This is a genomic window from Porphyromonas levii, from assembly GCF_018206105.1.
In the GTDB taxonomy this organism is placed as follows: domain Bacteria; phylum Bacteroidota; class Bacteroidia; order Bacteroidales; family Porphyromonadaceae; genus Porphyromonas_A; species Porphyromonas_A levii.
In genome coordinates, this window is the sequence record NZ_JADRGN010000001.1 from 22,061 (window position 1) to 48,759 (window position 26,699).

The window sequence follows — 26,699 nt, forward strand, 5'->3', positions numbered from 1 at the left end:
ATTTACTGGATGGTAATATCATCGATGAGGATATCGTAGGCTACTTTATTTCCCATCTTGATAGAGAAAAGGTTTTTCTCCTTTGCTAGTTGCTTGAAGCTAGATATATCCAAAGTTATCTTCATCCATTTTCCTTGGGTATCAATCTTACCTCTTGTGTATGAATTACTTGGATTACCATTGTAAGTTCTGGTAGTAGGCTTCAAGACAATATCTCCATCGACAGGGCTAACGACGTGTCCCTTTGCGCCAAACTCGTCAAGATTAAAAACAGCATAGGTACCATCCTCTTTGTAAATCATAAAGGAAAGCGATTTGTCTGCCTTACCATTGATATAAAGACTGATGGCATTACCGCTCTTAGTCCCATTGCCTGCAGCAGTAATAACGTAGTCATTACCACTTGGAGTACCATTGATATGAAGAGCTTTACCATTATGTCCCTTATCAGACTGCATAACGATAGTATGAAGGTCATACGACAAGCTCTTGCCTTTCACCATTAGGCTCCAGTCCTCGAAGTCAGAACCTGGGAAGAGCAGAGCACCAGGGGTTGGATCTGGTTGTGGATCTGGCTTTGGCTGTGGAGCAGGCTCTGTACTACCAGCAGCGAGCTTACCACCTTCACTGGTGACCTTTAAATTCTTAAGCTGCCATGTAGAAGAATGCTCTGCACTACTTAAGTACTTAAACGCAACAACTACATTAGTCTGACCCATCATCTTATCGGGGAAAGCGATATCACCACTCTTAACAGCGTTCCAATCCTTACCAGTAGGATAGTTTGGAATAGTCACCTGAGTCCAAGTAGCTTTCGTAACATCACCCTTGTAGTCGCTAGACACCCAAATGGTCTGCTCCACCTTCATCTTGGCTAGTTCTACAGTCTTACCTTTTCCTTGACTAATGGTATGGTCAAAGGATAGGACAGCGTTTTTAGCCGCAGAGAGATCGAATGCAGGTGAAATAAGCCAGTCTTCATTAGGGTTGTTTTTACCGCCATTGAAACCAGACATACTAACATTCTTGTACTTAGTATCAACCTTCCATACTTCATTACCCAGGATACTAACAGCAGTCATCTTGCCCATATCTGCAGCGAAGGTTTCGGCATAGATAACATTACCGGCAGGAGGATTAGGGTTTACTTCTCCGCCTGTGATAGGATCCTTACCGGTGAAGCCAGAACAATCATCAGCGGTACGAATAAAGAGCTGATAATCTTTGTTGAACTTAGAGAGAATACCTACGACAGTACCGTTGCCCTTAGGCAAAACATCGTTGGCGAAGCTAGCATATTTACTATTACGCACAATGAGTTTCTTGCCAGTGGTATCCTTGAGCGTACGGTTGACAGCGTTCTGAGCTTGATCACCATAAGTAGCAGTACCACCTAGCTCGAAATACACATTCTCCAACTTGATAAGCGTACCCACCATATTATCGGAGAACTGAGCGATAGTTGTCGTCTTGGGCTTAGCCTTCTCAGCATCTGGTCGCTTATCTCGTAGGATCTGCTTCTTCACAACCTCATAGGGGATGCGATTACTTTGGGTATCTTTCATTCCTATCTGAGTCACGCCGCCATAGCTCGTAGCAGCAAGACCTTGTAGCTTGATGAATACCTCCTGACCTACTTGGTAGTCGTTGGAGATATTATTCTGGTCGATTCCGATAGAGATACCACCTGTAGCATCCTGTACGTAGATCTGCTTATAGATATTACCAGATACATCATTGCCCACTACAACAGCGCGGATGGCCAAGTTGTCCTCGATTATCTGACCTTCCTTAGGTACTTTCTTGAACTTATCCTTGTACTCAGCAATAGTGATCACTTTCTCATCACCAGGTGTCACTGTAGGATCAGCTAGCAGTGGCGCATCGTATTTACGCTCGCAAGATGCGAAACCTAACCCTAGCAGGACAGCGAGCGAAATAAGTGACAATCTACTTAGTTTCATATTCGTATTTGTATTCTTAATTTTTATATTACCAATTATAGCTTGCATTGAGGAAGAAGTTGATCCCCTGCATATAGTAGTGCTTATTTGTAAACCTCTCGGGATGATCTAGGTTGATACGCCCTTGCTCGAAACCTCCTACGCGTACGTTCTTATTATTGAGAAGGTTGGATACTGAGAAGTTGAAGTTGATACGGTCTCTATTCTTTAGGTAGAGAATTTTACCGATACTTAGATCCATGGTAAAGCCCGCTGCAAAACGCTCCTGAGTAGTCGTCTGTACAAAGGCGTCATATAGCTTAGGATCGTGACCTGGCTGACCTGGAGCTACTACCGAAGTATAGTTGGAAGCCATCCTACGAATATGAGCAACGTCGATATGATTGTATCCAAAACCATTGAAGTTGACATTGAAGAACCAGTACTTATAGAAGTAACCAACACCGAAGGTACCTAGCACCTGTGGTACACCACCAATGTATAGGTTCTTCAAATACACCTTTTCTTCTTGGTTTTTGATACGACCATTGGTACTATTGAGCACACCCATTGGATCATTGCTATAGTAGTACTGAGCGGCAGTACCGATAAACTCAAGGGTAAGTGCGTCGGTAGGACGATACTCTAGTCCTAGCTCCAATCCTTGGTGCACCTTATCCATACCGTATAGCGTATGGAGGGTGAAGGTACGCTCGCTATCATTATAGTATGCTACCTTCTTCATATCATCCCAGAAGCCGGTATAGAATGCTGAGATACGCCCTCTAAACTTAGGCACAGAGAAGATATAATTAAGGTCGAAGTTAGCTATCTGCTTGCTCTTGAGTACTGGCACTACTTCGTCTGTAATATCAGGAGAGATGTACATCTCACGCTCTAGCTGAGGGCGATTGAGGTAGGATGCATTGGCAGTAATGAAGTGACGACCATTAATCTTGTAAACTACTCCTGCCTTGACATCGAAATTGATAAAGGCGTGTAGCTTGCCCTTACCAAAGGAATTATCGGGATAACGACCATTCTTCATCATACCCTCTCTTCTGATAGTATTGAGGGCTAGTTTGGCTCCGTAGTAGAAGTCTACCTTATCGTACTTATGTTGGTTCTGCGCCCATATACCTGCGTTATAGATATGGTAGCGGTAATCATAACCAAACACATCGCCCTTGGAGACACGGCGATCAGGTCTATTGAGGTCGTTTTGGCGCACTTCGTGGTTCCCCGCAAAGTCTCTCTCGGCATACTTGTCGTTATCCAACAAGTAGTCTGCGCCCAAGAGGTCATCTACGGTCTTGAAACGCTTAGACTGTGAGTACCTAAACTCTAGTCCACCATCAAACGACAAGGACTGAGAGATCTGCCTATTGAGGGTGCTACTAAGGGCTATCTCGCCTAAGTCACTCCTCTGCTCCTCTACCATATAGATAGCCGAGCCATTACCTTGGAGATTATTGAGGTGGTTCACTTCATAGAGACGATCCCAATTAATCTGAGAGATCTCACCGCTCTTCCATAGAGACTCATAGTAGTGCTGTACTACTGGAGCACCATCGAAGTAACTAGGGAGATAGCGGTAGTAATCAGGGCGAGGGTCGCTACCGTTGTACCAGTTGAGCGAACTACGACCATACCTATTGTAGTGGGCAGCTATACCTGAAGTAAGAGTAGTCCGATAATCGGGCTTCCATACATGAGAGAGAATTGCTGTAGGGTCCCAGCTCTTCACCACTCGGGCATTGCGCTTCTTGCCATTCTGCCATCCCCAGTTGGGATTGTATAGATTATCACCCACGAGCTTTACTGCCTCATTGACCGACGAGCCCTGTTGACCGCGCTCTACTGGCGAACCGAAAGTGATAAAACTAAGACTGTGTCTGCCATTGTCCCACACCTTTTCTACGCCCAACATATAGGAGATGTTCTTGTAGAATACACCTGGGATTGCGCCTTCGTGTGCATATCTTCCGCCGATAGCACCAGAGATTGCCCAACCATTATCCATCAATCCGGTATTGTAGCTTAGGATAGAACGGAGGTAATAATTGCGGTTGGTACCAGAGACGGTAAACTTACCACCTCGGGTATAGTTGGCTGGGCGCATATTGATATTCTCCGAACCACCTATATCACCGAAGGAGAATGGGGAAGCACCCATATAATTAATGCGGTTCCCATTGCGCGTCATATCATTGAGTGCTCCTACAGAGGAGTAGTTGAATACCCCGCGGACACCCTCATTGAAGTTGATTCCATTGATATACCTCTGCTCGTATTGGCTATCATAACCACGTGTACGATGGCGGAACTGTGAAAATTGGAAGCCCGCATTCTGTAAGTAGACATCGTTGGAGAAGATAACCATTGTATTGGCGCTCTGCCCCTGACCCTCATCATCTATCTGATCAAGGTCGATATTGTCTACAATACCCACGAAGTGTGCATTATCCTTCATCACATTCTGTACCATCACAATGGTACCCACATCATTTGTACGATTCGCCGAGATCTCCACTTCTCGTTCGACTGTAGCGTGGAGCGTAGAGGTGAGGACTAGCTTATCCTTTCCGCCCTCGACGTTGTAGAATACAAAGCTACCATCCGCTCCCGTGGTAGTCCGCTGATTATTATTCAGCAGTGTTACCACTATCCCGCCTATCGGATGCTCTGTACCACTATCCTTCACTACACCCCGGAGCGATGTGCCCGACTGTGCGCTAGCAGAGAGTAGAGAGACCGACAGCAGCGTGCAGACCATAGCCATAAGTCTATAAAGCCTTTGCATTTCTCTTTCTTTTCTAATTAGTAAATTATTATTCTGTTAACTATGTTATCTTCAACTGATGTATACCGAACTCCCAAGTCTACCAGTCGCGACTATTATTGAGACTCTTCACATGCGCAGCTTCCGACTCGGGGAGATGGGGGAAGAACTTCACGCCCAACTCTTTCTCTAGTTGCTGCACTGTACAAGTAAAGTCTGACCACTTGCTCTTTGTATCGATATTAGGCATCTTAACCCCTATAGATATCCATTTACCCCCTTTCTTCTTTAGGAGCACCTTCCAAGTATGGGTAGGGATAGGGCACTGCTTATCTCCATCCCTATCGGTAACGGTACCATTATTATGGGAGAATATAGGGCCACATGCTACATACATCGTATCGGTCGGATTTGCCCGCTTTGCCCAGTTATTCTCCTTATTCTCTAGCACATTCCAGATACCACTATTCTGAGATTGCTTCTGTGGTACCATATTGGAGTAGTAGAAGGTCGTCTTATTCAACTCTATTGAAGCAGTCCGTTGGTTACTTGCCAACATGTGCCCACGACTAAAGTCTAGCTCCCTAGGGCGATAGCTCCTGGATAAATTCATTTGATACCTCTTGGGGACATCGGGGTCATACACCCAAGCATCGTTTCCTATCACTTTATCAGCCCTACCTGAGTTACCTACACAATCATGATATAGTGGATAGGCAACAATATAGGGTTGGAACTTATCCTGACTAAAGTAAACCGTATAGTTGCGCCGAACACCTCCTAAAGTAGACCCACCACCGAACCAAGCATCGGGAGCATTGTGCTGTACCACATACATATCTGTCATAGAACCATTCTGCACCAACACCTGCTCCATATACGAAGTACTGTAGACCAATGCTCCCGCTTGGACTACAGCGGCACCATTCTCTAGCGATACCGTATAGCCATAATACTTCCCTCCTTCCACAGACTTAGAAGAAGACAACTTAGCATCGTATTGGTTACCATCGTGCTCTATCAGAATCCTCATGCCATCAAGTCTCTGTCCTGGCATCAAATAAGTATGGTACTCGCTACCACGGTGCACCAAAGAGAGGGAGGCAACCTCCGAATCTGTAGTGAAGCGACCACTCGTCACGTCTAGTACACCTGTGGTAAGGACATCTAGCACGCTTACCTTTGCTGAGGTGCTAGGGGCAGAAGTCTTAGAGGTATCGAGTGAGATACGGAGCTGCCCTAGCTTATGTGTAAAGTTGAGCGCCAGATTAGGCTCTGCATTGGTAACCGTACCCTTAGCCCAAAGCAATGGTTGGTTGTTTTCCTTAGAAAGGTCTACCCTCACAGCCCCATCTGTAGCCGAGGGATTGTATGGAGCATAAGCCCGAACAGCATGTGCTTCGATACCGAATGGAATCGTAATCACACCTCCTGTAAAACGAGTACCATTGCCCTGCCCATTTGCCACATACCGTACATTATTCGCCTTTAGTGTAGTAGAGAATACCCCGATAGCGTCATCACTCGCCCAAGATTCACCTAGACTACCAGGCTGAATCACTACAGACGATTCCCCTAGCATAGAAGTGGTAAGCCCTAACTCCATATTCCCATTGTGAGCCTCCACCTCCTTTTTGCTCGAACAAAAAGAAAATCCCATGGCGAAAGCGATAATAACCAAAGGCAATGCTCTTGAACCCTTCATTCTTTTACCTATTGTAGTAGTTAAATATTGACTTTATTTATCTCTCTCATATTGCTCATCAAAGGTAGCAACAATAAGTGAAGTTAGCCCGAACTGCGCCTCAATATTAAGTTAAGTAGTATTAATTATAAATGGTCTCCCTATAGAAACCTTATCAGGCATCTATAGGGAGACCACCTACAATGGAGAAGAATACCCCCCTTCCATTAGACCTCTATTAGAGAAGTGAGGAGATCTGCTCTAGCGAACCTATCCTATGAAGCTCGTCCCCGTTATTCTTAATAAGGAATAGTGAAGGGAGAGAGGGGAGGTTGTACAACCCTACGAGGCGCGAATAAGCTCCATCTCTATCGATGAGACTAGTCCATGGCAGATCTTTAGCTGAGGTAATCCAAATATGCGGGTCTGTATCTAGCGATACCTGAACTATCTTTAGCCCCTTTGCACTATACCTACTATAGAGCTGAGCTAGTGCAGCATTGAATTCTTGGCTCCAATTGGCTTGCATCGTAGAGAAGGCAAGTAGCAGGCTATTGCCCTGAGCAACGATGGCAGAGAGACTTACCTGGTTACCCTCTGTATCGGGAAGAGAGAAGTCGATATAACCAATGGGCTTAGCTGCCGCAGCCAATAGGGTACTATCCTGTGGCATAGTAGCAGCCTGAGCCATCCTCTTCTGTTCGCGCACTACAGCGATAGAGCGAAGCGCCAAATCATAGAGGTGCTTGGTGCGAGGATTCTCTGCCTGAAATGCCTGATATACGTTGGCAATGGCGGCAAAGGCCTTAGAGTCCTTCTCGTCGTATAGGTTGAATACCAGATTGCCATCTACCTGCTGGAAGAGTGCAAAGTAGGCAACGGGAGATTGTGGGTTGCTAAATATGAAACGCTCTGCCACACTCTTATACCCACCAATAATGCTATCACGACGCACTGTGTAGAGACTGTCCGATGGAACGTTCACGAGCTTGGAGAGAGCTACATTGGCATCGAGCAATGCCAACCATACTTCTCGCATCTGAGCCGAAGCTTGATCGCCGCTAATAGAATAGCTGGTGGCAAAACTCTGTACATCGGAGGTAATCGTAAGGTCGGTAGGCAAGGTATCCACCACAAAAGGAATAACCTGCTTGCCTAAGCGCAAGCGATAGAAATCGGGATACTCTGGCAATTCATGACTGAAGCTATACTTCCCGTCGCGACCAAGTGCTACGGAGTCAACGACCTCCGTCCCAGCCAATCCTAAGTACTCTAAGTAAATAGTCTGATTATCGGCACCTGCTATAGTCCCGGCGACCCTAAATTCCTTGCCACTATTACAGCTACTTACGATAAAGATGCTGATAAGAGCGACGATGATGCTACTAATTCTCTTCATATATCTATTGTCTCTGTATTTCAATTCTTTGGGAAGTATGCCTTCACACGGTCTGACCACTCGGGTGTCTCTACATGGATGATAACCACCCCTACCCCTTCGAGTAGGTTCCGTGGGATGAAGAAATGCACGCCTACCCGTGTGTCGGAAAATAGTCTCTGTCCCTGAAGGGTGTATACATTGATATTCTTAACACTCTCCGCTGCAACCTCTCCAAGCGTTAGGAGCATCTGACCATCCAGCGCTGGGGTGAGTCGAAGATGAGGTGCAGCTACATCTTGCGGCTTTAGTTGGGCATTGCTCAATAGCGGATCTATCCACAAGGAAAGTCCTCTATTACTTCCTCCCACAGTTGCTGGTACCCACTGGCTACCCACCAACCATTGAGCTGTACCTCGTGAAGCATCCTCGTGCTGCTGGTGGACAATACTCAGTTCGGCTGGCAGCTGGTTGAGCGCAAGCCCAAAGTGAATGGTCTGCTCACTACTCACCGTGATAGGTTTCTCGAAGGAGAGATACACCTCACGTGGTCTACCATCATTGAGATTCAAGCCTAGCTCGCTCAGTGGCAACTGAAAAGTCTGAGCAGGAGTCGTCGAACCATCGAAATAGAGGTTGAGCTGCAAGCGATCAGTATTATTAGCTTTGCCATGAAGCATCAGATAGGCTCCATAAATTTTAGAGCCAGCCGCCACACGATAGCGCTCTGCTACCACTGTAGCACTCTGTGCTGCGCCTACCACCTCTGCTCTCCCTAGCTGTGGTAGAATCTCCAAAACGGGCTTGGTGCTCGGTGGGATAGACATATTGGTAACCCGTACAGGCGCTTGCTGGCTACTGTTACCACTAGTGCGCCCAGGAGTACTTGTGGTCTGTCCCTTCCCCGAGGGGTCAAGAGCCTGCACGAGTTTACGCGCTTCGTCGTCGGAGGAAGCCCATACACGCTCTAGAGAAGCAAACTGATCGGAATATCTCTGTGCACAAGAGGATTGTCCTCCAGTAAGCACTCCGATAACTCTGTGACCCGAGTCGAAAAGAGGCGAACCCGATGAACAAGAAGCTGTAGTCCCTATAGTCCATTGCTTAACAAATAGGTGCTGATCACGACCAAAAGGGTATGGTTTGCCTGTTGCAGGGTTAATATTTCCTGGGAACGAACCATACGTTAGATGATCCAGATAGAGATTAACCCTCTTGGTAAATCCATATGGGTGATGGATATTGAAATAAGTCTCTTGGAGATTGGGCTTAGCATTCCACCCCGAGTAGTAGGCAGGATACGCCACTGGTGGGCGCTGGTTCAACTCTATCAGACCCGTATCTGTATAAGGATGGTACGCCAGCAGACTAGATCCAGCTATCGAATGACTGAAGCTAGGTTGTATAGACCCGTCGCACATAGGGGTTTGATACCCGAAGAAGTAAAGGAACTTGCTAGAGAAAGCTGTTACATCGACTTTCGAAAAATTCCAACTGATAACGTGCGCGGCAGTAAGAATCAATGGACGCCCATCCCCTGAACTATTATTAACCATCACACCTGTTCCGAGTGCTTTTCCGTCGACCATAATCAGCACAACACTCTTGCCTACCTCGCTATATTCCGGATAGCAAGCGAGCTCTGGAGTGCATAATAAGCTCTTCGGATTACCAAGACGTGGGGGCACCTTGAGACTACGCACACCATGGTGTACCTCTTGTAGATAGAGACGAGGGGAAGGGCTACCTTTAGGAGCCTGTAGCTCAATAATGACATCATCGGCAAAGATAGGCTGAACGGGCAACGAATGCTGGGCATTGTTATTCTCCGAACCAAAGCCTCCGATGACATTTTTATTATCGAGTGTACTATACACATAGAGATAAGCACCCTCAGGGATATCAAAAGTACTAAAGAAAAAACCTAGACTCTTAGCACCTGCCGAACGTACTCTGTAGCGCCAGACCTGTGTGCCATCCGACCACACACTCTTCTCCGCCTGCTGAATAATATCTACTCCTGCGGGAAGGGTGTGGGCAAAGACGTAGGTACGAAGCTCTGCCGAAGCCTGCTCCATAGCCATAAGCGCTGAATCTTGGTCAAAAACTGGCAACCTAAGTGTAGGTAATTGTAGCAATTCCGAGGTACGCACTTCACCGCCCTCTGCACGTCTCTCACCTCCAGACACTATCTGAGCCCTGAGTGGCAGTGCCGAAAGGAATAAGAGGAGCGCACTCCATATATATACAGTCTGTCTCATACTTTCAATTCTTAAAAAAAGGTACAACTCGCCTTTCTAGCTACAAAAGTAAATAAAAAATGCCAATAGAGGTTGTTACTTCGCAAGACATTCTCACCCATTTGCTCGCCAATCGACTGAGACTATGCACGGAGACGAAATACAAGGCGCTGAGGATGAGGATGACGGAAGCGTACTCGGGTACGTGACCAAGCCCAAATGCCAACAGCTACAGCGTGGTTGGCTTTTGGGCTACAGTTTCCAATTAGTATCGTACGTCTCACTGCCCCATACAGAGCGCAACACTAGCGGAAGTGCCTACTATTTCATGCGACCCACCATAGTGACTAATTTTTCCAAGGGTGGAAAGATAAGTTTCCAGCCTTGGAAAGGGAAGTTTCCAGCCTTGGAACGATTGCTTTCCACTATTGGAAAATGTTGGGAAAGTTGGGACTACACCCAAGCGCTACCGTTACGACAACATTGGCACCACATAGGGAGCACCCATTGATCAAGTAGAATCGCTTGGGCAGATGATGCTTAAAGAGGATAATAATTATCGGAGGAGTAGGATTACGCAAACGACACTCCGGAAGGTCTAACTATACTAATATACATTATATATTATACCTAAAGCTAGCAATAAACGGCTATGGTACTTAAAATAATACCCTTATACTACTACTCTATTCACTTTTTTTGTATCTTTGGTGCGTTAATCAAAAAACATCCAAAAGTATATGAACAAGCAAAAAGGGTTACTGATAGGTGGCAGCGTCATAATAGTCATAGCTGGGGGCATAATGGCTTATAGTGCATTTACTAGAGGAAGGGGGAAAAACGAGACAGCTACAGCCTCTGCTCAGATATTTCGCCCAGAAAGCCAGCCTGCTACAGATATCTCTGTAGACGAGGCTACAGCGCTCATGGCCGAGGCTACTGGCGAGAATCCGCTTTACGATCTTTATCGTTTCTACAACGACAACAACATGGTCTTTCTGGATAAAGAGGCGCCCTGCAACAAAGGCACGGAAGCTCTGCAAGCCTTTGTAGAGCAATTTTCGAGAGATAGCCAGTTCCAAGCCAATCGTACAAAGATTTCGGAGGGTGGTATGCGCCCCGACTTCAGTTCGCTTTCGCTGGTGATTGCCGAGCCTGATAGCACCAACTTCTTCGGAGCTTGGAGCAACATTGCACCTAATGAGGCATCGTTCTGCCACGGGTGGCTAGGCTCTGAGATGCTAGAAGAGTACACGTTTACACGTAAGGACAGTGCTTCGCACTGGGTACTTACCGACTACTTCTCAGCCCTGGCAGAACTAGACTAAGGCTTCAGAGGCGTGGGTCTTGCCCCCACATCAACTTCTTCCTCAGTGTCTGGTAAAAGGAATAGCTACTAGGGTGTAATACCTTCACGTGTTTTTGCGCTCTTCGGATACGGATAATGGTACCCACAGATTCTGGCGTACTCTTTCCATCCATAGCAAGTAGGAAGCTCCCACTACGGCTCTCTATATGGAGCTCGATTTCTACATTATTAGGCAGCACTATCGGACGCATGTTCAGCGTATGTGGGGAGATATAACTGATGAGCAATACTGGGCTCTGAGGCTGAATGACTGGACCATTGACACTCAGAGCATAGGCGGTCGAACCCGTAGGTGTAGAGATGAGTAGACCATCGCCATCGGTATTGGAGATGAGTTCGCCATTGACATAGGTCGCCACAGAGATCATACTTGCGGTATCGCGCTTAGAGACTGCGACCTCATTGAGTGCCCAACCTCGAGACACCTCACTGCCATCCTCCTTCACCACAAAGCACTCTACCATCTGGCGCTCCTCTGTAGTCCCTTGCCCAGCTTCATACTCAGCCCAAAAAGCGGGGAAGTCCTCGGGTTGCAAACTAGCTAGGAAACCAAGATGACCTGAGTTGATACCTACGATACCTGCCTTGGTACCAGCAATCAGTTTGGAGGTACGCAAGAAAGTGCCATCACCCCCAATACTCAATAGCACATCTGTATCTATCACGCCCTTAGGCACTAGCATAGAGGTCCCTCCCAGATTATATCCCGATGACAGTAGGAAGCTATACAAACGCTGTTCAATCTCTACATGATGCTCGGAGCTGAGCGCTAATATGGCCTCGATAAGTGTGCGAAAACTCTCTTCCGAACTCCTCTGGTGCATTGAGCTGCAAACCGATATCCTCATAGTCCTTGTTCTCTCAATGTCTGAAAATCTAGCGTCAACCCATCTTCCGCAGCTATAGTGCGGGGGAATACGGCCTGCGCTTCCTGTAATAGCTCTTGTACCATTGCTCGGCTTGAATATCGAGCACTATAGTGCCCTATCAGCAAGTGCCCCACCTCTGCTTCAGTAGCAACACGAGCCGCATCTACAGATCTGCTGTGTAGGGTCTCATTGGCTCTACTGATCATCTCTGCGCCGAATGTCGTCTCGTGATATAGGAGGTCAACTCCCTTCACTGCATCGGCGACACTACTCAGATAGGCAGTATCGCTACAGTAGGCATAACTGTAGGGTGCACGGGGTGCGATAGTAATCATTTCGTTCTTGATAATGGTGCCATCCTCCTTTTCATAGTCTTGCCCCTGCTTTATCAATCCGAAGTAGGCCATAGGTACACCGTAGAAGTCCGCCATCTCTCTATTGAGGTGGCGTTGCTTAGGCTTCTCATCGAAGCGGTACCCTACAGTCGCAACACGATGCTTCAGAGGGAATGCAGTGACAGAGATAGAGTGATCCTCGTAGACTACCGACCTCTGAGTGTGGTCTATCACATGAGCGAAGATTCTATCGGCATCTTCCCTACAGAAGGTCTTGAGGATAAAGGCGACGTACTCATCTATGCCCGCCGGCCCATATATATGCACGGGATGATCCAGTCCGCTCATGGACATACTGCTGAGTAGCCCTGGCAGTCCGAGACAGTGGTCACCATGCATGTGTGAGATGAATATACGATGGAGGTTTGCCCAAGAGGAACCAAACCTTAGGAGCTGCATCTGTGTTCCCTCTCCACAGTCTATCAAGAAGTGTTTGTCCCTCAGTCGTAGCATCTGTGCGCTATGCTGGTGCAATGGCTTGGGCATAGCCGAGCCACAACCTAGCACCTTGAGATACATTCCATCACCATAATTACACTCAGCCATCTTTAATTGCTTCCCAGTTGTTTCTGTACCATCTCCCTCAGTTGCTCCACCTTGTCTCGTATTTCAAAGAGTTTCCCCCGAATCTCTAGTTCAGCATGTACGCCCTCCGCATCTAGCTTTGCTTGGACGGCTGATAATGCCAATCCTTTCTCCTGCAGCAGATATTTTATCTGCCCGACCGTCTCTAGGTCATCCTTATCATATAATCTAGCACCCGAACCACTCGCTCTTTGAGGATTAAGAGAAGTATGTTTCTCCCAGTAGCGCAACTGTGTTTCCTCCACATCGAACATCTTTGCCACCTCCGCAATCGAGTAATACGCTTTCTCCATATTCTCTACCTGCTTCTGGTCGAAGCGCCAATGCTTTTGTGGTGTCCCCTTTCTCCTCTTACGTGCCATACCCTTTAGTAACTAAAAGATTGCTCTATCCCCCTCAGTGCAAGCTCTAGATTATCGACATCATCAGTAAGTGCAGACTCTAGCAATACCCTAAGTTCAGTGTCATTAGCTCCGCTACGCTCTATTGCAAGATCATAGCCAGTCTTGTCTATCTTACTCCAGTCCACAACCTGTCCTATCGACCGCCGGAGAATCTGGTTTAGCCAAATCCTCATCGCCCTTCCGTTGCCCTCCATAAAAGGGCTCGCATAGTTCATCTCCACGTACTTAGCCACCACATTCGCCATTGTATCCTCGGGCATTGCCTCTATGATTGGGAGTATGGCATCTAGGTATATAGCGTTAGCAAAGCGGCACCTCTCCTTCGAGATATTCATCTTCCTTATCTCCCCCGCGAAAGAGTAAAGCCCACCAAATAGAGCTCTATGGATAGCGCATAGCCCCTCCACAGTACCCACCGGGATATTAGCTATCTCGCCCGACTGGTATAGCTCTATTGCCTTTTGCAAACTTTCTTTTCGTATTTCCTTCCGACCCATAGCTTTCAAAACTAGTAGAGACGTAATCTCTTACGTCTCTACATAGAATGATCATGCTCTTTTACTTATCAATAAGTGCGCTCAAGGATCCAAGCGTCTTGGAACTGTGGTGCGAACATACTCTTGATAGACTCACGGCTACGAACAGCTTCATTCTTATCGTCGAAGCTAGTCACGATCACGCGATACATACCCTGCTCGTTCTGAGCGAGGATAGCGTTATAGCCTTGGTCAGACATACGATTTCTCAGAGAGCGGGCATTGGTCTCGTTTTGGAAACTACCGATAACTACGCTAAAGCGCTTTAGGTTATTGGCATTCTCACCTTGGGCTGCAGTCACCCTCTCTGGGCGAACATCAGCGTCGTCTACCGTTACAGGCGTGATGTCGTCCTTAGGAGTCTCATTTGCTGCATTAGCAATCTCACGCTGCTGAGCGCGTTCCATTACTGCCTTATAGGCGCTCTGCTTAGGCTTACAAGAGGTAAACGCACCTGCTAATAGTAGAGCCATTGCTACGTAAACTACTTTCTTCATACCGTTCTATTACTATATGTATTATTAATTGTTCTACGACTCAATAAAAATGGGGTTCGTACCACATTTCCCACAAAGTTAGACTTTTATTTTGTAATTTAGCACCTTGAAACGAGATATTTGTATCTATTATCATTTTTTACGATGAAGAAAACTTTTATAACAGCCGTATCATCGGCACTGCTATTCAGTAGTATGACTACTTTTGGAATGGCTGGGGCACAAGCTGAAACCCCTGCCAACACCTTTACACCCGAGGTAATGATGAAGCTTTGGCGCATCAATACACCTACCCTTTCGCCTGATGGCAAAAACTACGTCTACACCCGTAGCCTTCCTAATCTCGCTGAGAACAACAGCCGAACGGAGATTGTCCTCGCGCCATTTGGGGAGGCAGGCAAGGGCAAAGCGCTCGAGGTGAAGGGTTATGCCCCTACATTCCTAGACAATAACACTATTGCATACATCTCCTCTGAAGGCGAGCACACCCAGATTGCGCTCATCGGCGTTGATGGTAGCAACAAGAGGGTGCTCTCAGACTTCGACTTCGATATCTCGGAGTTCCTATTCTCGCCCGACCGTTCCAAGATCATCATCACCCGCATGGTCACTACGCCACAGATAGCTCAGCAAGAAAACCCCGACTTAGATAAGATTAGCGGTCGCATCTATGACGACCTCATGTACAAACACTGGGATCACTGGACTCTCGAATACCCTCAGAGCTATTATGCTAATGTCGCTGAAGACCTCACCATCTCTAAGGAGGTGACCAACATCCTACCCGAGGGTGAAACCTTCGAGCTACCTATAGAGCCATTCGGTGGTATCGACCAGCTTGCTTGGCGCAACGACTCCAAGGCAATCGCCTACAGCTGCAAGAAGCTCAAGGGTATCGACTACGCACGCTCTACCAATACAGATATCTACTTGCTCGACCTCACTACTGGCACCACCACCAACCTATCCGAAGGGATGATGGGCTACGATGATACCCCTAAGTTCTCTCCCGATGGCAAATACCTAGCATGGACAAGCATGGAGCGTGATGGCTATGAGGCAGACCTCAAGCGCCTATTTATCCTAGACCTTGCTACGGGACAGAAGACTTTCCTAAGCGAGCGTTACGAACTCTGGTTCGACCAGTACGAGTGGCTAGATGATAGTAAGAACATCCGTTTCCTTACCAACGACCAAGGACTAGGTAACCTCTTTGAGATCAACCTAAAGAGTAAGACCGCTACCAAGATTACCAACTACGACATGGCCGATGTCGCTGGCTTCACTGGCTCGGGTAAGAACTTCCTCTTCGTCCTTCACTCTATGAAGACGCCTAATGATATCTACTCATTTGTGGCACCTAAGGGCAAGAAAGGACAGCCAACCATTACTAAGCTGACCACTGAAAACGATGCGCTCCTCAAGGATATCCCAAATATCGAGATTCAGAAGCGCTGGATTACGACTACAGATGGCAAGAAGATGCTCACTTGGGTCGTACTCCCTCCTAACTTCGATGCCAATAAGAAGTACCCCGCTATCCTATACTGCCAGGGTGGACCACAGAACACTGTAAGCCAATTCTGGAGCTACCGCTGGAATCTCCGCACCTTCGCATCAGGTGGTTACATCATTGTAGCACCTAACCGCCGTGGCGTACCTGGATTCGGTAAGGAGTGGAACGAGCAAATCTCCGGAGACTGGGGTGGACAGAATATGAAGGATCTCCTCGCCGCTATCGACGAGGTAGCAAAGGAGCCTTATGTAGATGAGAATCGTCTCGGATGTACTGGCGCTAGCTACGGTGGCTATACTACCTACTGGATGGCTGGGCACCACGAAGGTCGCTTCAAGGCGCTTGCAGCGCACGCGGGTATCTTCAACTTCGAATCACAGTACCTCGAGACCGAAGAGAAGTTCTTCGTCAATTGGGATATGGGAGGTGCCTACTGGGAAGACAATGCTACCACTCGCCACATCTACGCTAACTCTCCTCACAAGTTCGTAGATAAGTGGGACACCCCTATCCTCGTTATTCACGGAGATAAGGACTACCGTATCCTAGCGAGCCAAGGTTTCATGGCCTTCGATGCTGCTAAGCTCCGTGGCATCCCCGCACGCATCCTATTCTATCCAGACGAGAACCACTGGATTCTCCGCCCACAGAATGGCGTCCTATTCTATCGCACATGGTTCGATTGGATGGATCGCTACCTGAAGAACAATTGATATCAGGGCTCAGACCTATAGTCCTATCATAGCAAGAGGCTACGTAAGACCTATTCCCGGTCTTGCGTAGCCTCTTCTCACTAATCGAAAACTTACAATATCACTCTACTATAGCTCACCTCTCGCACAAGTGGCAAGATATTCAATAGTCTATGCTACATTATATTGGCCAAGATAAACCATCCTCCTGTAAGGAAGAGCCAAAGCACAATCAGCAACGCCTTAGCCACAGCATTCAGAGAGTTGCTCCTCAATATCAATCCTATAGGCACAATATATATCAGGGCAATAATCCCTACCCCAAATAAGATGACGAATAGCACCACAACCAATGCAATCACTAGTAGGAGAAAGAGACTCCAGCCATCCTGATTCAAAAAGTCTCCATCCATCCAATAGTCAGGATCCGCTACAAACCCACCAATAAGAGAGGAAATAGCCCAAGCGATCATCCCAATGATACCGAGTATTAATAGCACGGTCACAACCCACCAAATAGCGTTGCTTTTCTTTGGCTTTGTGCTCTCCTCTTCTACCTTCTCACCTTTATTGATTTCAGGCGTCTCCTTAGAAATAGTATGCCATAGGTTTTCACTATTCAAAGGCTTACCTTCCATCTTCAGCCTGTCCGATGCAGTCTCCGCTGCAGGTAGGAAAATCCAGCCGGCTACATATAGAATCACCACCAACCAAGTAAGTGGAGTAAAGAGAAGCAATACAGCTATGAGTCGAAGCAAAGCCACCTCGGTATTGAAATTAACTGCCAAACCAGCTATCACTCCGCCCAGCCACTTATTCTTCGGGTCGCGATAGAGCTTCTTCTCCAACTTCTCAGAAAAACTCTCCGTAACCTGAGACCAGTTGCTCCGTTCCGTACTTGTCTGGTCAGACTCAGGCTCCTCGCTGCTCACCTCAGGATCATCAAGATCCTCTATTCGCCCCATCTGCTTAATTACCTCGGTAGTAATCTCTAGCGTAATTACCTCATGGCCAAGGCGCATTTTCTCCGAGAAAAGCTCTCCCATACGCATCTCAAAATCGCCCGCTATCTCTCCCTCTGGGTCGTCCGCCTTATAGTATTCACGAATACCCTTGATGTACTGATCCAGTACATTGAACGCATCCTCCTCTATGTAGAAGTTGCGGTTAGCAAGATTCACGCTTATCGTCTTTTTCATAATCCTGTGTTACTCTTCTGATTCATCATTAACATCCACAATCATTCGCTCATCATCTTGGTTGGAGATAATGTATTCCCCCTCAGCCACCTCTAGACCAGTCCTAGAACTCCCCACTCCCCACTCAGGAGTATCGCTATCCAGCAGATCCACAGAGTCACGCATCGCTACCCATAGCTTTCGCAATTCGTCTAGATAGCTCCTACCCGTATCTGTAATCACATAATACTTACGAGGAGGTCCTTGCGTGCTCTCCACCCAAGTATACTTAATCAGCCCCTCCTTTCTCAGTCGGGTAAGCAGCGGATATATCGTACCCTCCACCACAATCAGATCATTTTGCTTGAGAATCTCTATCAGATCCACGCTGTACGCCTCACGATGACGTAGCACTAGGAGAATGGCATACTCCATAATCCCTTTACGCATCTGCGATTTGATTTTTTCCAATGATTCCTGCATACGCTATTGTTCCTTATTGTTATTACTCTAATGCCTAATTCGGAATAGTTCCCTACCCCTTTTCGATGGCAAGATACAAACAATTTAGTAGTTTGCAAAACAAACTACCATAAATTACAACTCTACTCGTCATTGCAACCTATTTTATCCAATACAGATATGCTATAATAGCAATCTCTTGAGATAAAGCCACAAATTATTTCCCATAACACTATATGATTTCTGAATGCGTTCCGCTTGATCGCAATAGCAAAAGCGGTTGACCTTCCTCTATACAGGGCATGACCATTTAATATATACTAACCACTCCATTTGATATATATTAATTCACCCAATTAGTATATATTAAATGGGGTGATTAGTATATATTAAATGGTCATGGGGTATAGTGAGAGCGGTCAACGAGTAGGGCTGAAAGATTTATCTCCACTACTAGCATCGTTTTTTCCTAGATTAGTTGACCTTTTTTCGAGGCGAACCAACTATCTACTTCCCCTTATGCTCAAAGGGTTTACTGATGCGTTGACTACCACGTCCTAATTTACTTGACTATGCGCACTAAGTAGTTGACTATTCAATAAGCCCCCAACCCCCTAAAGGGGGCTTTAAGCGTTATATGGGCTACACAAGTCCGACGCCCGCGAGGTCGCAGGGGGTGTAGGGCCATACATTGTACACAAGGCATCGCTTCGCTTACCCTCTACCTATTGAATAGCCGCTCATAGCGGGGGTGCACCAGATATAATCTTGCTGCCTATTACCTGCACTGATAGCCTTTCTCCACAGCGAGATGAGCGACCGGCACACACGCACTCCACAAAATATGTGTATATTTGCGGGTGATGCCTTTGGTAAAGGAGGTATGAACTAAGACGAAGATATTAGACTCATGATTTGGGATATCAAAAAGAAGGTGAGGAGAGTAGCTCGTTACTTCGATAGTGACGACTCAGACCAAGGACTTAAGCTGGTACGTGTAACTACGAAAGACCAGCTGAAGGAGTTTATACAATTCAAACTAGATCTTTACAAAGATAATCCCTACTTCGTCCCTGACCTCACCAACGACGAAATAAGTGCGCTCTCCAAAGAAGGCAATCCCGCATTTGAGTTTTGCGAGGCGGAGCTATTCATGGTCTACAGAGGGCTAGAGGTAGTTGGGCGTATTGCAGCGATTATTAACCACAGAGCCAATAAGGCGTGGAACGAGAATAGAGCTCGCTTTGGCTGGGTAGAGTTTATCGATGATAACCAAGTGGTAGATATGCTCTTCGATGCCGCAGAGGAGTGGGCACGTATGCGGGGATGCACAGAAATACACGGACCTATGGGCTTTACCGACCTCGACAAGGAGGGGATGTTGATAGAGGGTTTTGACCAGATGGGGACAATGACAACCATTTACAACTATCCCTACTACCCACGCCAAGTAGAGCGCAGAGGCTATACCAAGGATACCGATTGGATGGAGTACAAGATATACATTCCCAAACTGGTACCCGAAAAGCATGCGCGCATGAGTCAAATTGTCCAGGATAGGTATGGCCTTAGGCTACTCAAGTTTGACGATAGAGATGTCCTCGTACAGCAGTACGGCAAGGCTATCTTCCAATTGTACAACGAAGCCTATGCCAAGCTCTATGGATTCTCTCCGCTCAATTCCGAGCAGATAGATATGGCAATCAAGCAATACCTACCGCTGATCAATCTCGACTTTATCAACCTAGTGGTAACAGAGCAGGGCGAGGTCGTTGGTTTCGGTATCACCCTGCCAAGTATTGCCAAAGCGCTACAAAAGACAGGTGGCAAGCTCTTCCCTACAGGCTTTGTACACCTCCTCAAAGCGCTCAAAGCCAAGCGCACCGAAGTGGTGGAGCTGTTACTCATTGGGGTGAAGCCTGAGTATCAGAATAAAGGGGTCAATGCTCTGATATTTGAGGACCTCATCAAGGTTATGAACAAGTACCAAGTGAAGTATGCTGAAAGCAACCCCGAGCTGGAGACCAACCTCAGCGTGATGCTCCAGTGGAACTACTTCAAGAAGGTACACCACAAGAGGCGTAGGGCTTACGTAAAGGAATTGTAAAACAATAATAGATAGAGGTGTGGGCACTATCCACACCTCGTGCTATAGGATAAGGAGTATATGGCGATAAATCGTGACGACGAACTAGTAAGGAACCCAGAGGAGGAGGCGACCCAAACCGTCTATAAAGATGATAAGGTGGTCACCCTCGACCCTATGGAGCATATCAGGCTCAGACCGGGTATGTACATAGGCAAGTTGGGCGATGGCACCTCGAAGGACGACGGTATCTACGTCCTCCTCAAAGAGGTAGTCGACAACTCTATCGATGAGTACACGATGGGCTTCGGTCGCCAGATACAGATCACAATAGACGAAGAGGAGATGCGCCACGTGGTGGTGCGCGACTTCGGTAGGGGTATTCCACAAGGCTCGCTAGTAAAAGCAGTGGGCACGATGAATACTGGCGCCAAGTACGATAGCGAGGTATTCAAAAAGGTAGTAGGGCTCAATGGCGTAGGACTCAAGGCTGTAAATGCACTGAGCGTACGCATGGAGGTGACCTCCTACAGGGAGGGAAAGGGCAAGAGAGTCGTCTTTGAGCGAGGCAAGCTGGTGGAGGATGCCGAGCTATTCGATACCGAGGAGAAAGATGGCACGAAGGTAGACTTCCTGCCCGATGAGCTCCTCTTCCGCAACTACCGCTATCAGATGGAGTACATACAGGAAATGCTCCGCATGTATGCCTACCTACAGCCAGGACTGAAGCTGACCCTAAATGGCAAGAGCTATGTCTCCAAAAATGGCTTGATGGATCTCTTGGAGGAGAACATGACAAGTGAGCCCCTCTACCCTATCATACACTTTACCGGCAAGGATATAGAGGTGGCGATTACCCACTCTACTCAGTACGGTGAGGAGTATTACTCCTTTGTCAATGGTCAGAATACCATCCATGGCGGTACCCACCTCTCCGCCTACAAAGAGGCAATAGGAAGGGTGGTTCGAGACTTCTTTCAGAAGAACTTCGACTACAATGATATCCGCTCTGGTATCACTGCTGCCATCAGTATAAGGATACAAGAGCCGCTCTTCGAGAGCCAAACCAAGACCAAGCTAGGGTCGAAGGAGATAGAGGAAGGTGGTACCACCATCCAAAAGTTTGTTGGTGATTTCCTCAAGAGCAACCTAGACGACTATCTGCATATCCACGCAGAGACAGCCGAGGCACTACTGAAAAAGGTGCAGGAGAATGAACGGGAGCGGAAAGCGCTTGCGGGAGTATCCAAAGCGGCAAAGGAGCGGGCAAAGAAGGCATCGATACACAATAAGAAGCTGCGCGATTGTTCACAGCACTACAATGACCCCAAGGCCGAGCTTGCGGAGCAGACCCAGATATTTATTACCGAGGGTCTATCGGCGAGTGGAAGTATTACCCAAAGCCGCAACGCAGACTACCAAGCGGTCTTTTCGCTCCGAGGAAAACCCCTCAATTGCTATGGGCTAAAGAAGGAAGTGGTCTACGAAAATGAGGAGTTCAACCTCCTTCAAGCAGCGCTCAATATTGAGGACGGTATGGACAACCTCAGGTACCACAAGGTAATTGTGGCTACCGATGCCGATGTCGATGGCATGCACATTAGGCTTCTTATTATTACATTCTTCCTGAGGTTCTTCCCCGACCTCGTAAGACAAAACCATGTATTCATCCTCCAGACCCCTCTATTCAGAGTACGCGATAAGAAGGATGCCACTACCATCTACTGTTACGACGAAGCAGAGCGAGACAGCGCCATGAAGAAGCTCGGGAAGGGCTGTACGGTCACACGCTTCAAAGGTCTTGGAGAGATCCGACCCGAGGAGTTCAAGGAGTTTATCGGTGATAATATCCGCCTCGACCCTGTAACCATGAAGAAGGAGGACAACGTACAGGAACTCCTAAAGTTCTACATGGGTAGTAATACCCCCGACCGTCAGGAATTCATTGTACAGAACCTAGAGCCAGAGGAAGTATGAAAGAGCGACGAATAGGTGTATATGCGGGGAGCTTCGACCCCTTCACGATTGGGCACGCCAATATTGTTCGGCGGGCACTAGAGGTGGTGGACGAACTTCATATCGTGTTGGGGCATAATATACAGAAGCACTCCTTCCACACTGTAGATGATAGGTTGGAGGATATCAGAGGGCTTTATGCCGACAACCCTCGTATCGTGGTGGTGTCGCACCAAGGGATTATTGCCCAGTATGCCAGCCAACATGATGCCATACTCATACGAGGGCTACGCAACGTAGCAGACCTAGAGAGCGAACGAGCTATGGCTGAGGTCAATAAAGAGCGCTTCGGAGTGGAGACCTTTTGCCTCTTCTCGGAGAGCAAATACAGCTACGTAAGCAGCTCTCTCGTACGTGAGCTTGCTGCCTTTGGAGAAGATTATTCGGAATATATTCCTAAAAGAGAAGAGATATATGGCTATTAATTACTACTCAGATGGTGTGACGATTCCTCAGTTTAGGAGGAGAGCAGTAAACGCTTGGATAAAGGATGTAGCTGCTGTGTATGGCTACGAGGTAGGCGATATAACCTATCAATTCTGTAATAACGAGCGTATTCTGGAGATCAATAAGCAGTACCTTCTGCACGACTACTACACGGATATTATCACCTTCGACCAGACGAGAGATAACCTCCTCTTTGCCGACATCGTGATTAGCCTAGAGATGGTCGAGGATAATGCTAAGGAGCTAGGCGAACCTTTCGAGCGCGAGCTTCTGAGAGTGATTATCCATGGCGTGCTCCACATGTGCCAATTTGATGATCAGACGGAGGAGCAAGAAGCTGAGATGCGTGCCGCAGAGGAGAATGCCCTAGCCATGCTTCCTGCCGACCTATCTGAAGTGTGGCGTAAGTAACCTCGGCAACAGAGTATGAATAACTGGCCGCTCTTTGAGCAGCGCTATGCCCCCGAAACCCTTCCCCAAGCACCGGGCTACCAGGACACCTTGGTAGCCCTCCTCTTAGTAATGCTCCTCATTGGCGCTATATTCTGGGGGCTTCGGAAGCGATATATCCACAAACAAGTATCAGCCACAAGAGGTGTATTCAGTGTCTATGCCGTGCTTCAGTCCATCGTCGTTATAGGACTGATCTATGCCAATACGCTCGGCACTAGTGACGCCTATTGGCGAGCGGCAGGCGAGGGTCTACTCTTGGGCTTAAGCTACTTCACGTTCAATACACTCCTCTACGGCATCTCGTGGTATACCTTCGGTACCAAAGAATATATCACTCAATGGTTTGGGAAGTACTTTACTATCTGGAGCGTCCTCGGCTTTGCCCTAATCCTCCCATTAATTATCTCCATCAACCTTTCAGAGTTCGAGTCGCTCTTTTTTGTGCTATTTGCCATCATCTATTTACTCTTTAGAGTTACCCTACTCGTCATTAGTCTGACTACTTTTCCGAAGCTACGCAAATACCCTTTGCATATTATTTTGTATCTTTGCACCTGCGAAATAGCTCCACTGCTATTTCTCCTAGTGTAACTGATATTTAGTAGATATATTTAAGATGTCTAAAACAATTAAGCGGATATTGGTATCTCAACCCAAGCCAGCTAATTCGAAGTCTCCCTATTTTCAGTTGGCTGAAGAAACGGGAGTCGAGATTGACTTCAAACAACTCTTTAGCATAGTCCCTGTAAGTGCTCGCGAGTTTCGCGATCAGAAGGTAGACATTCTCGGACACACGGGAGTAGTCCTCAACTCGCGCACTATAGCAGACCACTTCTTCCAATTGGTAAAGGAGCTTAGAGTGGAACTTCCTGAAGACTACAAGTACTTCTGTAGCTCAGAGGTCATCGCCACCTACCTCCAGAAGCACATCACCGTGAGGAAGCGCAAGGTATTCTTCCCTGAGAAGAGTGGCAATATTCCTGATCTAGCTGCCCTTATCCACAAATATAATAAGGAGCGCTACTTCATTCCCACGATAGAGGGCGTTAGCGAACAACACCTATCCGACCTCGATGAGCAGAGCATCAACTTCACCTCCGCAGTGATGAGTAGGATTGTGTACACGCCTGTGACCAAAGAAGAGATAGATAGCTACGACTTGCTCATCTTCTTTAGCCCCAATGGCGTACAGTCTCTATTTGCGAGCATCCCCGACTACACCCAAGGCGACCAGCTAGTAGGCTGTCTGGGTGAAGGCACTCTCAGGTCACTTGAGGAGGCCAATATCAAGGTCATTATGGCGGTACCAAATAAGGACTTTACCAGTATCAATGCTGCGCTCGACCACTTGGTGAAGTCGAGACTCAAGAAACACGCCTAGAGCTATGCTTAGGCACACACTCGGTAAAGAGGAAAGAATCTACCTCCGGAGCGAATTGCAGCAGCTATTCGCTTCGAGAGGTAGCTTCGTTTGTTACCCCTTCCGAGTCATCTACCACCAGCTACCCCGCCAAGAAGAGCACCTCAAGATGATGGTCTCTGTACCCAAGAGGCGACTTAAAAGAGCGGTCGATCGTAATCGAATCAAGCGACTAACCCGTGAGGCTTTTCGTCTCCATAAAAAGGAGTTGCTAGACCATCTACCTGCCGAGCACACCCTGCTCATCGGATACATCTATGTCGGCGAGGGCGTGAAAGGGCACAAGTCGGTAACACGAGGTGTAACCGAAGCCCTCACCAAGCTATCCAAACTGTACGATGAAGGTGCTCAAGTGGATTAAAGGGCTACTCGTGTGGCTCCTACTACAGCCGATATACCTCTACCAGAGGTATATCTCGCCCATGCTTCCCCCCTCTTGCCGTTTCACGCCTACCTGCAGTGCCTACGCTGTGGAGTCACTCAAGAAGCACGGCCCTATCAAGGGGCTACTCCTAGCTATTTGGCGTATCCTTCGCTGCAACCCATGGGGCGGCAGTGGCTATGACCCTGTACCCTGATGAAGTACCTAGACTTTCATACCCATGCCTCGGGCTGTGAAAAATATACAGACGATAGTACGGTACTTGTCGTACAGTCACTACACCTACTGGAACCCCTACACCCCCGTGCCGACTATGCTACCCTAGGCGTACACCCTATGCTACCAGGAGCGTCCGATGTACTACAGAGGTATCAAGCCGAGCCCCAAGCGCTACTCCAAGAGTGGCAAGACCGCATAGAGAGTAGCCCTACCCCCATCATCGCCCTTGGCGAATGTGGATGGGATCATCGTGCCCCACTATCGCTCAAGCAGCAAGACCTACTCGTGGACTTCCACATAGTGCTCTCCCAAGCACGCCATCTCCCTATCGTTTTTCATATCGTTGGGGGCTGGCATCACCTATTGCGTAAGCACAGAGCAGCCACCACCCCTTGGTGCGTTCACGGCTTTAGGGGCAAACCGCAGCTTGCTCAGCAGCTTGCAGACGCAGGCATCTTCCTTAGTCTCCACCCATTAGCCCCCACTCCACCCCTACACGATTACTTCCTCGAGACAGATGAATCCCCCTTCACTATCCAAGACCATTATCAGGCGAGAGGTGCCGACAGGCAAGAGAAGTTTAACCTTTTTTCCAAACTATTTCTCCACTAGTCTCACCTAATTAGTGTACATTTGTGGTGTGGGAGGGGTTATGACTAGTGTATAATACAGACAAAAGCAGAAAAGATTATGAGAAGTAATGATGGAGTAAAAGTACTTGTAGGCATAGCAATCGGTGCAGCAATTGGTGCAGCACTCGCCTATTTTTCAGATAGCCAGAAGCGCAATCAGTTTATCGACGACGTTTCAGACTACGGTGGGAAGATGAAGAGCAATGTCAAGGATGCCTACTACGATGGCAAGATTCGCGCTCGTAAGGCTAAGCGTGACCTCTCTAGGTACATGGCTGATGTCAAAGACGAAGCTGGTACGCTCTACGATGACATGCTCAGTTCGGCTAAAGGACTTGGCAAGAAAGCCAAGAATAGCGTAGAGGAGCTTGTAGACCTCACAGAGGAGGAGCTTGCAGACCTTAAGGATGCTGCACGCGAGGAGGCTGAGAAGCTAGCACGCAACTAACTAGCCAATGATTGTGACCGAGGTCTTATAGCACCCGATGTCACACACAACTAATGTTCAAGGTGG

The 26,699-nt window shown here is 47.5% G+C and carries 25 protein-coding genes; 13 read left to right on the forward strand and 12 right to left on the reverse strand.

Annotated features, from left to right (window positions below; all coding sequences use genetic code 11):
- Positions 1-2: 2 nt before the first annotated feature.
- From IX315_RS00100 to IX315_RS00120, 5 genes are all read right to left on the reverse strand, one after another.
- On the reverse strand, positions 3-1,964 hold the full coding sequence (locus IX315_RS00100) for a DUF5689 domain-containing protein (RefSeq protein WP_244973035.1): 1,962 nt from the start codon (positions 1,962-1,964) through the stop codon (positions 3-5).
- 28 nt (positions 1,965-1,992) lie between these two features.
- Positions 1,993-4,746 (reverse strand): carboxypeptidase regulatory-like domain-containing protein, encoded by a 2,754-nt coding sequence (locus tag IX315_RS00105; protein ID WP_211635601.1) that lies wholly within the window; start codon positions 4,744-4,746, stop codon positions 1,993-1,995.
- Positions 4,747-4,825: 79 nt separating this feature from the next.
- The gene (locus IX315_RS00110) at positions 4,826-6,430 is read right to left on the reverse strand and encodes a DNA/RNA non-specific endonuclease (protein WP_211837059.1); all 1,605 of its coding nucleotides are present in this window, start codon (positions 6,428-6,430) and stop codon (positions 4,826-4,828) included.
- Between the two features lie 217 nt (positions 6,431-6,647).
- Positions 6,648-7,808: a redoxin domain-containing protein gene (locus tag IX315_RS00115; RefSeq protein WP_018357412.1), complete on the reverse strand. Its 1,161-nt coding sequence runs from the start codon at positions 7,806-7,808 to the stop codon at positions 6,648-6,650.
- A 20-nt stretch (positions 7,809-7,828) separates the two neighbouring features.
- Positions 7,829-10,048 carry a trypsin-like serine peptidase gene (locus IX315_RS00120; RefSeq protein WP_018357413.1) on the reverse strand — a complete coding sequence of 740 codons (2,220 nt, stop codon included), beginning with the start codon at positions 10,046-10,048 and terminating at the stop codon, positions 7,829-7,831.
- A 124-nt stretch (positions 10,049-10,172) separates the two neighbouring features.
- On the opposite strand from IX315_RS00120, the gene IX315_RS00125 reads away from it, so the two are divergent.
- Positions 10,173-10,538, forward strand: coding sequence for a hypothetical protein (locus IX315_RS00125; RefSeq protein WP_211635621.1), 366 nt, complete (start codon positions 10,173-10,175; stop codon positions 10,536-10,538).
- A 229-nt stretch (positions 10,539-10,767) separates the two neighbouring features.
- Positions 10,768-11,355, forward strand: coding sequence for a hypothetical protein (locus IX315_RS00130; protein WP_033408011.1), 588 nt, complete (start codon positions 10,768-10,770; stop codon positions 11,353-11,355).
- Positions 11,356-11,359: 4 nt separating this feature from the next.
- Here IX315_RS00130 and IX315_RS00135 read toward each other — a convergent pair whose 3' ends face one another.
- The 5 genes from IX315_RS00135 to IX315_RS00155 all read right to left on the reverse strand — a co-directional run bounded on the left by IX315_RS00135 (position 11,360) and on the right by IX315_RS00155 (position 14,682).
- Entirely contained in the window at positions 11,360-12,244 is an 885-nt protein-coding gene (locus tag IX315_RS00135) for an NAD(+)/NADH kinase (protein WP_033408015.1), read from the reverse strand.
- Positions 12,241-13,206 carry a ribonuclease Z gene (locus IX315_RS00140; protein WP_211837060.1) on the reverse strand — a complete coding sequence of 322 codons (966 nt, stop codon included), beginning with the start codon at positions 13,204-13,206 and terminating at the stop codon, positions 12,241-12,243. Before IX315_RS00140 ends, IX315_RS00135 begins: the two co-directional genes overlap by 4 nt.
- Positions 13,207-13,208: 2 nt before the next feature.
- Positions 13,209-13,607 carry a MerR family transcriptional regulator gene (locus IX315_RS00145; protein ID WP_018357418.1) on the reverse strand — a complete coding sequence of 133 codons (399 nt, stop codon included), beginning with the start codon at positions 13,605-13,607 and terminating at the stop codon, positions 13,209-13,211.
- A gap of 5 nt (positions 13,608-13,612) precedes the next feature.
- Positions 13,613-14,146 carry a protein adenylyltransferase Fic gene (gene fic, locus IX315_RS00150; RefSeq protein ID WP_018357419.1) on the reverse strand — a complete coding sequence of 178 codons (534 nt, stop codon included), beginning with the start codon at positions 14,144-14,146 and terminating at the stop codon, positions 13,613-13,615.
- 68 nt (positions 14,147-14,214) lie between these two features.
- On the reverse strand, positions 14,215-14,682 hold the full coding sequence (locus IX315_RS00155) for an SPOR domain-containing protein (RefSeq protein WP_134848923.1): 468 nt from the start codon (positions 14,680-14,682) through the stop codon (positions 14,215-14,217).
- A gap of 144 nt (positions 14,683-14,826) precedes the next feature.
- Here IX315_RS00155 and dpp5 point away from each other — a divergent pair, with 144 nt between their 5' ends.
- The gene (gene dpp5 / locus IX315_RS00160) at positions 14,827-16,911 is read left to right on the forward strand and encodes a dipeptidyl-peptidase Dpp5 (RefSeq protein ID WP_134848922.1); all 2,085 of its coding nucleotides are present in this window, start codon (positions 14,827-14,829) and stop codon (positions 16,909-16,911) included.
- Positions 16,912-17,066: 155 nt separating this feature from the next.
- On the opposite strand, the gene IX315_RS00165 is transcribed toward dpp5, so the two are convergent.
- Both IX315_RS00165 and IX315_RS00170 read right to left on the reverse strand, forming a co-directional pair.
- Complete coding sequence (locus tag IX315_RS00165) at positions 17,067-18,089, reverse strand: PspC domain-containing protein (RefSeq protein WP_018357422.1); 1,023 nt, start codon at positions 18,087-18,089, stop codon at positions 17,067-17,069.
- Positions 18,090-18,098: 9 nt separating this feature from the next.
- Positions 18,099-18,551: a PadR family transcriptional regulator gene (locus IX315_RS00170; protein WP_018357423.1), complete on the reverse strand. Its 453-nt coding sequence runs from the start codon at positions 18,549-18,551 to the stop codon at positions 18,099-18,101.
- 889 nt (positions 18,552-19,440) lie between these two features.
- Here IX315_RS00170 and IX315_RS00175 point away from each other — a divergent pair.
- The 10 genes from IX315_RS00175 to IX315_RS00220 all read left to right on the forward strand — a co-directional run bounded on the left by IX315_RS00175 (position 19,441) and on the right by IX315_RS00220 (position 26,633).
- On the forward strand, positions 19,441-20,637 hold the full coding sequence (locus tag IX315_RS00175; protein WP_018357424.1) for a hypothetical protein: 1,197 nt from the start codon (positions 19,441-19,443) through the stop codon (positions 20,635-20,637).
- Positions 20,638-20,697: 60 nt separating this feature from the next.
- The gene (locus IX315_RS00180; protein ID WP_211837061.1) at positions 20,698-22,593 is read left to right on the forward strand and encodes a DNA topoisomerase IV subunit B; all 1,896 of its coding nucleotides are present in this window, start codon (positions 20,698-20,700) and stop codon (positions 22,591-22,593) included.
- On the forward strand, positions 22,590-23,057 hold the full coding sequence (coaD, locus tag IX315_RS00185) for a pantetheine-phosphate adenylyltransferase (protein WP_018357426.1): 468 nt from the start codon (positions 22,590-22,592) through the stop codon (positions 23,055-23,057). The genes IX315_RS00180 and coaD overlap by 4 nt, the downstream gene beginning before the upstream one ends.
- On the forward strand, positions 23,047-23,490 hold the full coding sequence (ybeY, locus tag IX315_RS00190; protein ID WP_018357427.1) for an rRNA maturation RNase YbeY: 444 nt from the start codon (positions 23,047-23,049) through the stop codon (positions 23,488-23,490). Before coaD ends, ybeY begins: the two co-directional genes overlap by 11 nt.
- Positions 23,491-23,505: 15 nt before the next feature.
- A complete protein-coding gene (locus IX315_RS00195; protein ID WP_018357428.1) occupies positions 23,506-24,123 on the forward strand; it encodes a DUF4271 domain-containing protein in 618 nt (205 codons plus the stop codon).
- A 25-nt stretch (positions 24,124-24,148) separates the two neighbouring features.
- On the forward strand, positions 24,149-24,913 hold the full coding sequence (locus IX315_RS00200) for a uroporphyrinogen-III synthase (RefSeq protein WP_211837062.1): 765 nt from the start codon (positions 24,149-24,151) through the stop codon (positions 24,911-24,913).
- 4 nt (positions 24,914-24,917) lie between these two features.
- Positions 24,918-25,313 (forward strand): ribonuclease P protein component, encoded by a 396-nt coding sequence (gene rnpA / locus IX315_RS00205; protein ID WP_211837063.1) that lies wholly within the window; start codon positions 24,918-24,920, stop codon positions 25,311-25,313.
- The gene (yidD, locus tag IX315_RS00210) at positions 25,291-25,530 is read left to right on the forward strand and encodes a membrane protein insertion efficiency factor YidD (protein ID WP_211837064.1); all 240 of its coding nucleotides are present in this window, start codon (positions 25,291-25,293) and stop codon (positions 25,528-25,530) included. The genes rnpA and yidD overlap by 23 nt, the downstream gene beginning before the upstream one ends.
- On the forward strand, positions 25,530-26,165 hold the full coding sequence (locus IX315_RS00215) for a TatD family hydrolase (RefSeq protein WP_018357432.1): 636 nt from the start codon (positions 25,530-25,532) through the stop codon (positions 26,163-26,165). The genes yidD and IX315_RS00215 overlap by 1 nt, the downstream gene beginning before the upstream one ends.
- A 78-nt stretch (positions 26,166-26,243) precedes the next feature.
- Complete coding sequence (locus IX315_RS00220; protein ID WP_018357433.1) at positions 26,244-26,633, forward strand: YtxH domain-containing protein; 390 nt, start codon at positions 26,244-26,246, stop codon at positions 26,631-26,633.
- Positions 26,634-26,699: the final 66 nt, after the last annotated feature.

Excerpts from the sequence above, each read along its gene's own strand:
- IX315_RS00100 (WP_244973035.1), bottom strand. The coding sequence starts at position 1,964 with ATGAAACTAAGTAGATTGTCACTTATTTCGCTCGCTGTCCTGCTAGGG.
- IX315_RS00105 (WP_211635601.1), bottom strand. The coding sequence starts at position 4,746 with ATGCAAAGGCTTTATAGACTTATGGCTATGGTCTGCACGCTGCTGTCG.
- IX315_RS00110 (WP_211837059.1), bottom strand. The coding sequence starts at position 6,430 with ATGAAGGGTTCAAGAGCATTGCCTTTGGTTATTATCGCTTTCGCCATG.
- IX315_RS00115 (WP_018357412.1), bottom strand. The coding sequence starts at position 7,808 with ATGAAGAGAATTAGTAGCATCATCGTCGCTCTTATCAGCATCTTTATC.
- IX315_RS00120 (WP_018357413.1), bottom strand. The coding sequence starts at position 10,048 with ATGAGACAGACTGTATATATATGGAGTGCGCTCCTCTTATTCCTTTCG.
- IX315_RS00125 (WP_211635621.1), top strand. The coding sequence starts at position 10,173 with ATGCACGGAGACGAAATACAAGGCGCTGAGGATGAGGATGACGGAAGC.
- IX315_RS00130 (WP_033408011.1), top strand. The coding sequence starts at position 10,768 with ATGAACAAGCAAAAAGGGTTACTGATAGGTGGCAGCGTCATAATAGTC.
- IX315_RS00135 (WP_033408015.1), bottom strand. The coding sequence starts at position 12,244 with ATGAGGATATCGGTTTGCAGCTCAATGCACCAGAGGAGTTCGGAAGAG.
- IX315_RS00140 (WP_211837060.1), bottom strand. The coding sequence starts at position 13,206 with ATGGCTGAGTGTAATTATGGTGATGGAATGTATCTCAAGGTGCTAGGT.
- IX315_RS00145 (WP_018357418.1), bottom strand. The coding sequence starts at position 13,607 with ATGGCACGTAAGAGGAGAAAGGGGACACCACAAAAGCATTGGCGCTTC.
- fic (WP_018357419.1), bottom strand. The coding sequence starts at position 14,146 with ATGGGTCGGAAGGAAATACGAAAAGAAAGTTTGCAAAAGGCAATAGAG.
- IX315_RS00155 (WP_134848923.1), bottom strand. The coding sequence starts at position 14,682 with ATGAAGAAAGTAGTTTACGTAGCAATGGCTCTACTATTAGCAGGTGCG.
- dpp5 (WP_134848922.1), top strand. The coding sequence starts at position 14,827 with ATGAAGAAAACTTTTATAACAGCCGTATCATCGGCACTGCTATTCAGT.
- IX315_RS00165 (WP_018357422.1), bottom strand. The coding sequence starts at position 18,089 with ATGAAAAAGACGATAAGCGTGAATCTTGCTAACCGCAACTTCTACATA.
- IX315_RS00170 (WP_018357423.1), bottom strand. The coding sequence starts at position 18,551 with ATGCAGGAATCATTGGAAAAAATCAAATCGCAGATGCGTAAAGGGATT.
- IX315_RS00175 (WP_018357424.1), top strand. The coding sequence starts at position 19,441 with ATGATTTGGGATATCAAAAAGAAGGTGAGGAGAGTAGCTCGTTACTTC.
- IX315_RS00180 (WP_211837061.1), top strand. The coding sequence starts at position 20,698 with ATGGCGATAAATCGTGACGACGAACTAGTAAGGAACCCAGAGGAGGAG.
- coaD (WP_018357426.1), top strand. The coding sequence starts at position 22,590 with ATGAAAGAGCGACGAATAGGTGTATATGCGGGGAGCTTCGACCCCTTC.
- ybeY (WP_018357427.1), top strand. The coding sequence starts at position 23,047 with ATGGCTATTAATTACTACTCAGATGGTGTGACGATTCCTCAGTTTAGG.
- IX315_RS00195 (WP_018357428.1), top strand. The coding sequence starts at position 23,506 with ATGAATAACTGGCCGCTCTTTGAGCAGCGCTATGCCCCCGAAACCCTT.
- IX315_RS00200 (WP_211837062.1), top strand. The coding sequence starts at position 24,149 with ATGTCTAAAACAATTAAGCGGATATTGGTATCTCAACCCAAGCCAGCT.
- rnpA (WP_211837063.1), top strand. The coding sequence starts at position 24,918 with ATGCTTAGGCACACACTCGGTAAAGAGGAAAGAATCTACCTCCGGAGC.
- yidD (WP_211837064.1), top strand. The coding sequence starts at position 25,291 with ATGAAGGTGCTCAAGTGGATTAAAGGGCTACTCGTGTGGCTCCTACTA.
- IX315_RS00215 (WP_018357432.1), top strand. The coding sequence starts at position 25,530 with ATGAAGTACCTAGACTTTCATACCCATGCCTCGGGCTGTGAAAAATAT.
- IX315_RS00220 (WP_018357433.1), top strand. The coding sequence starts at position 26,244 with ATGAGAAGTAATGATGGAGTAAAAGTACTTGTAGGCATAGCAATCGGT.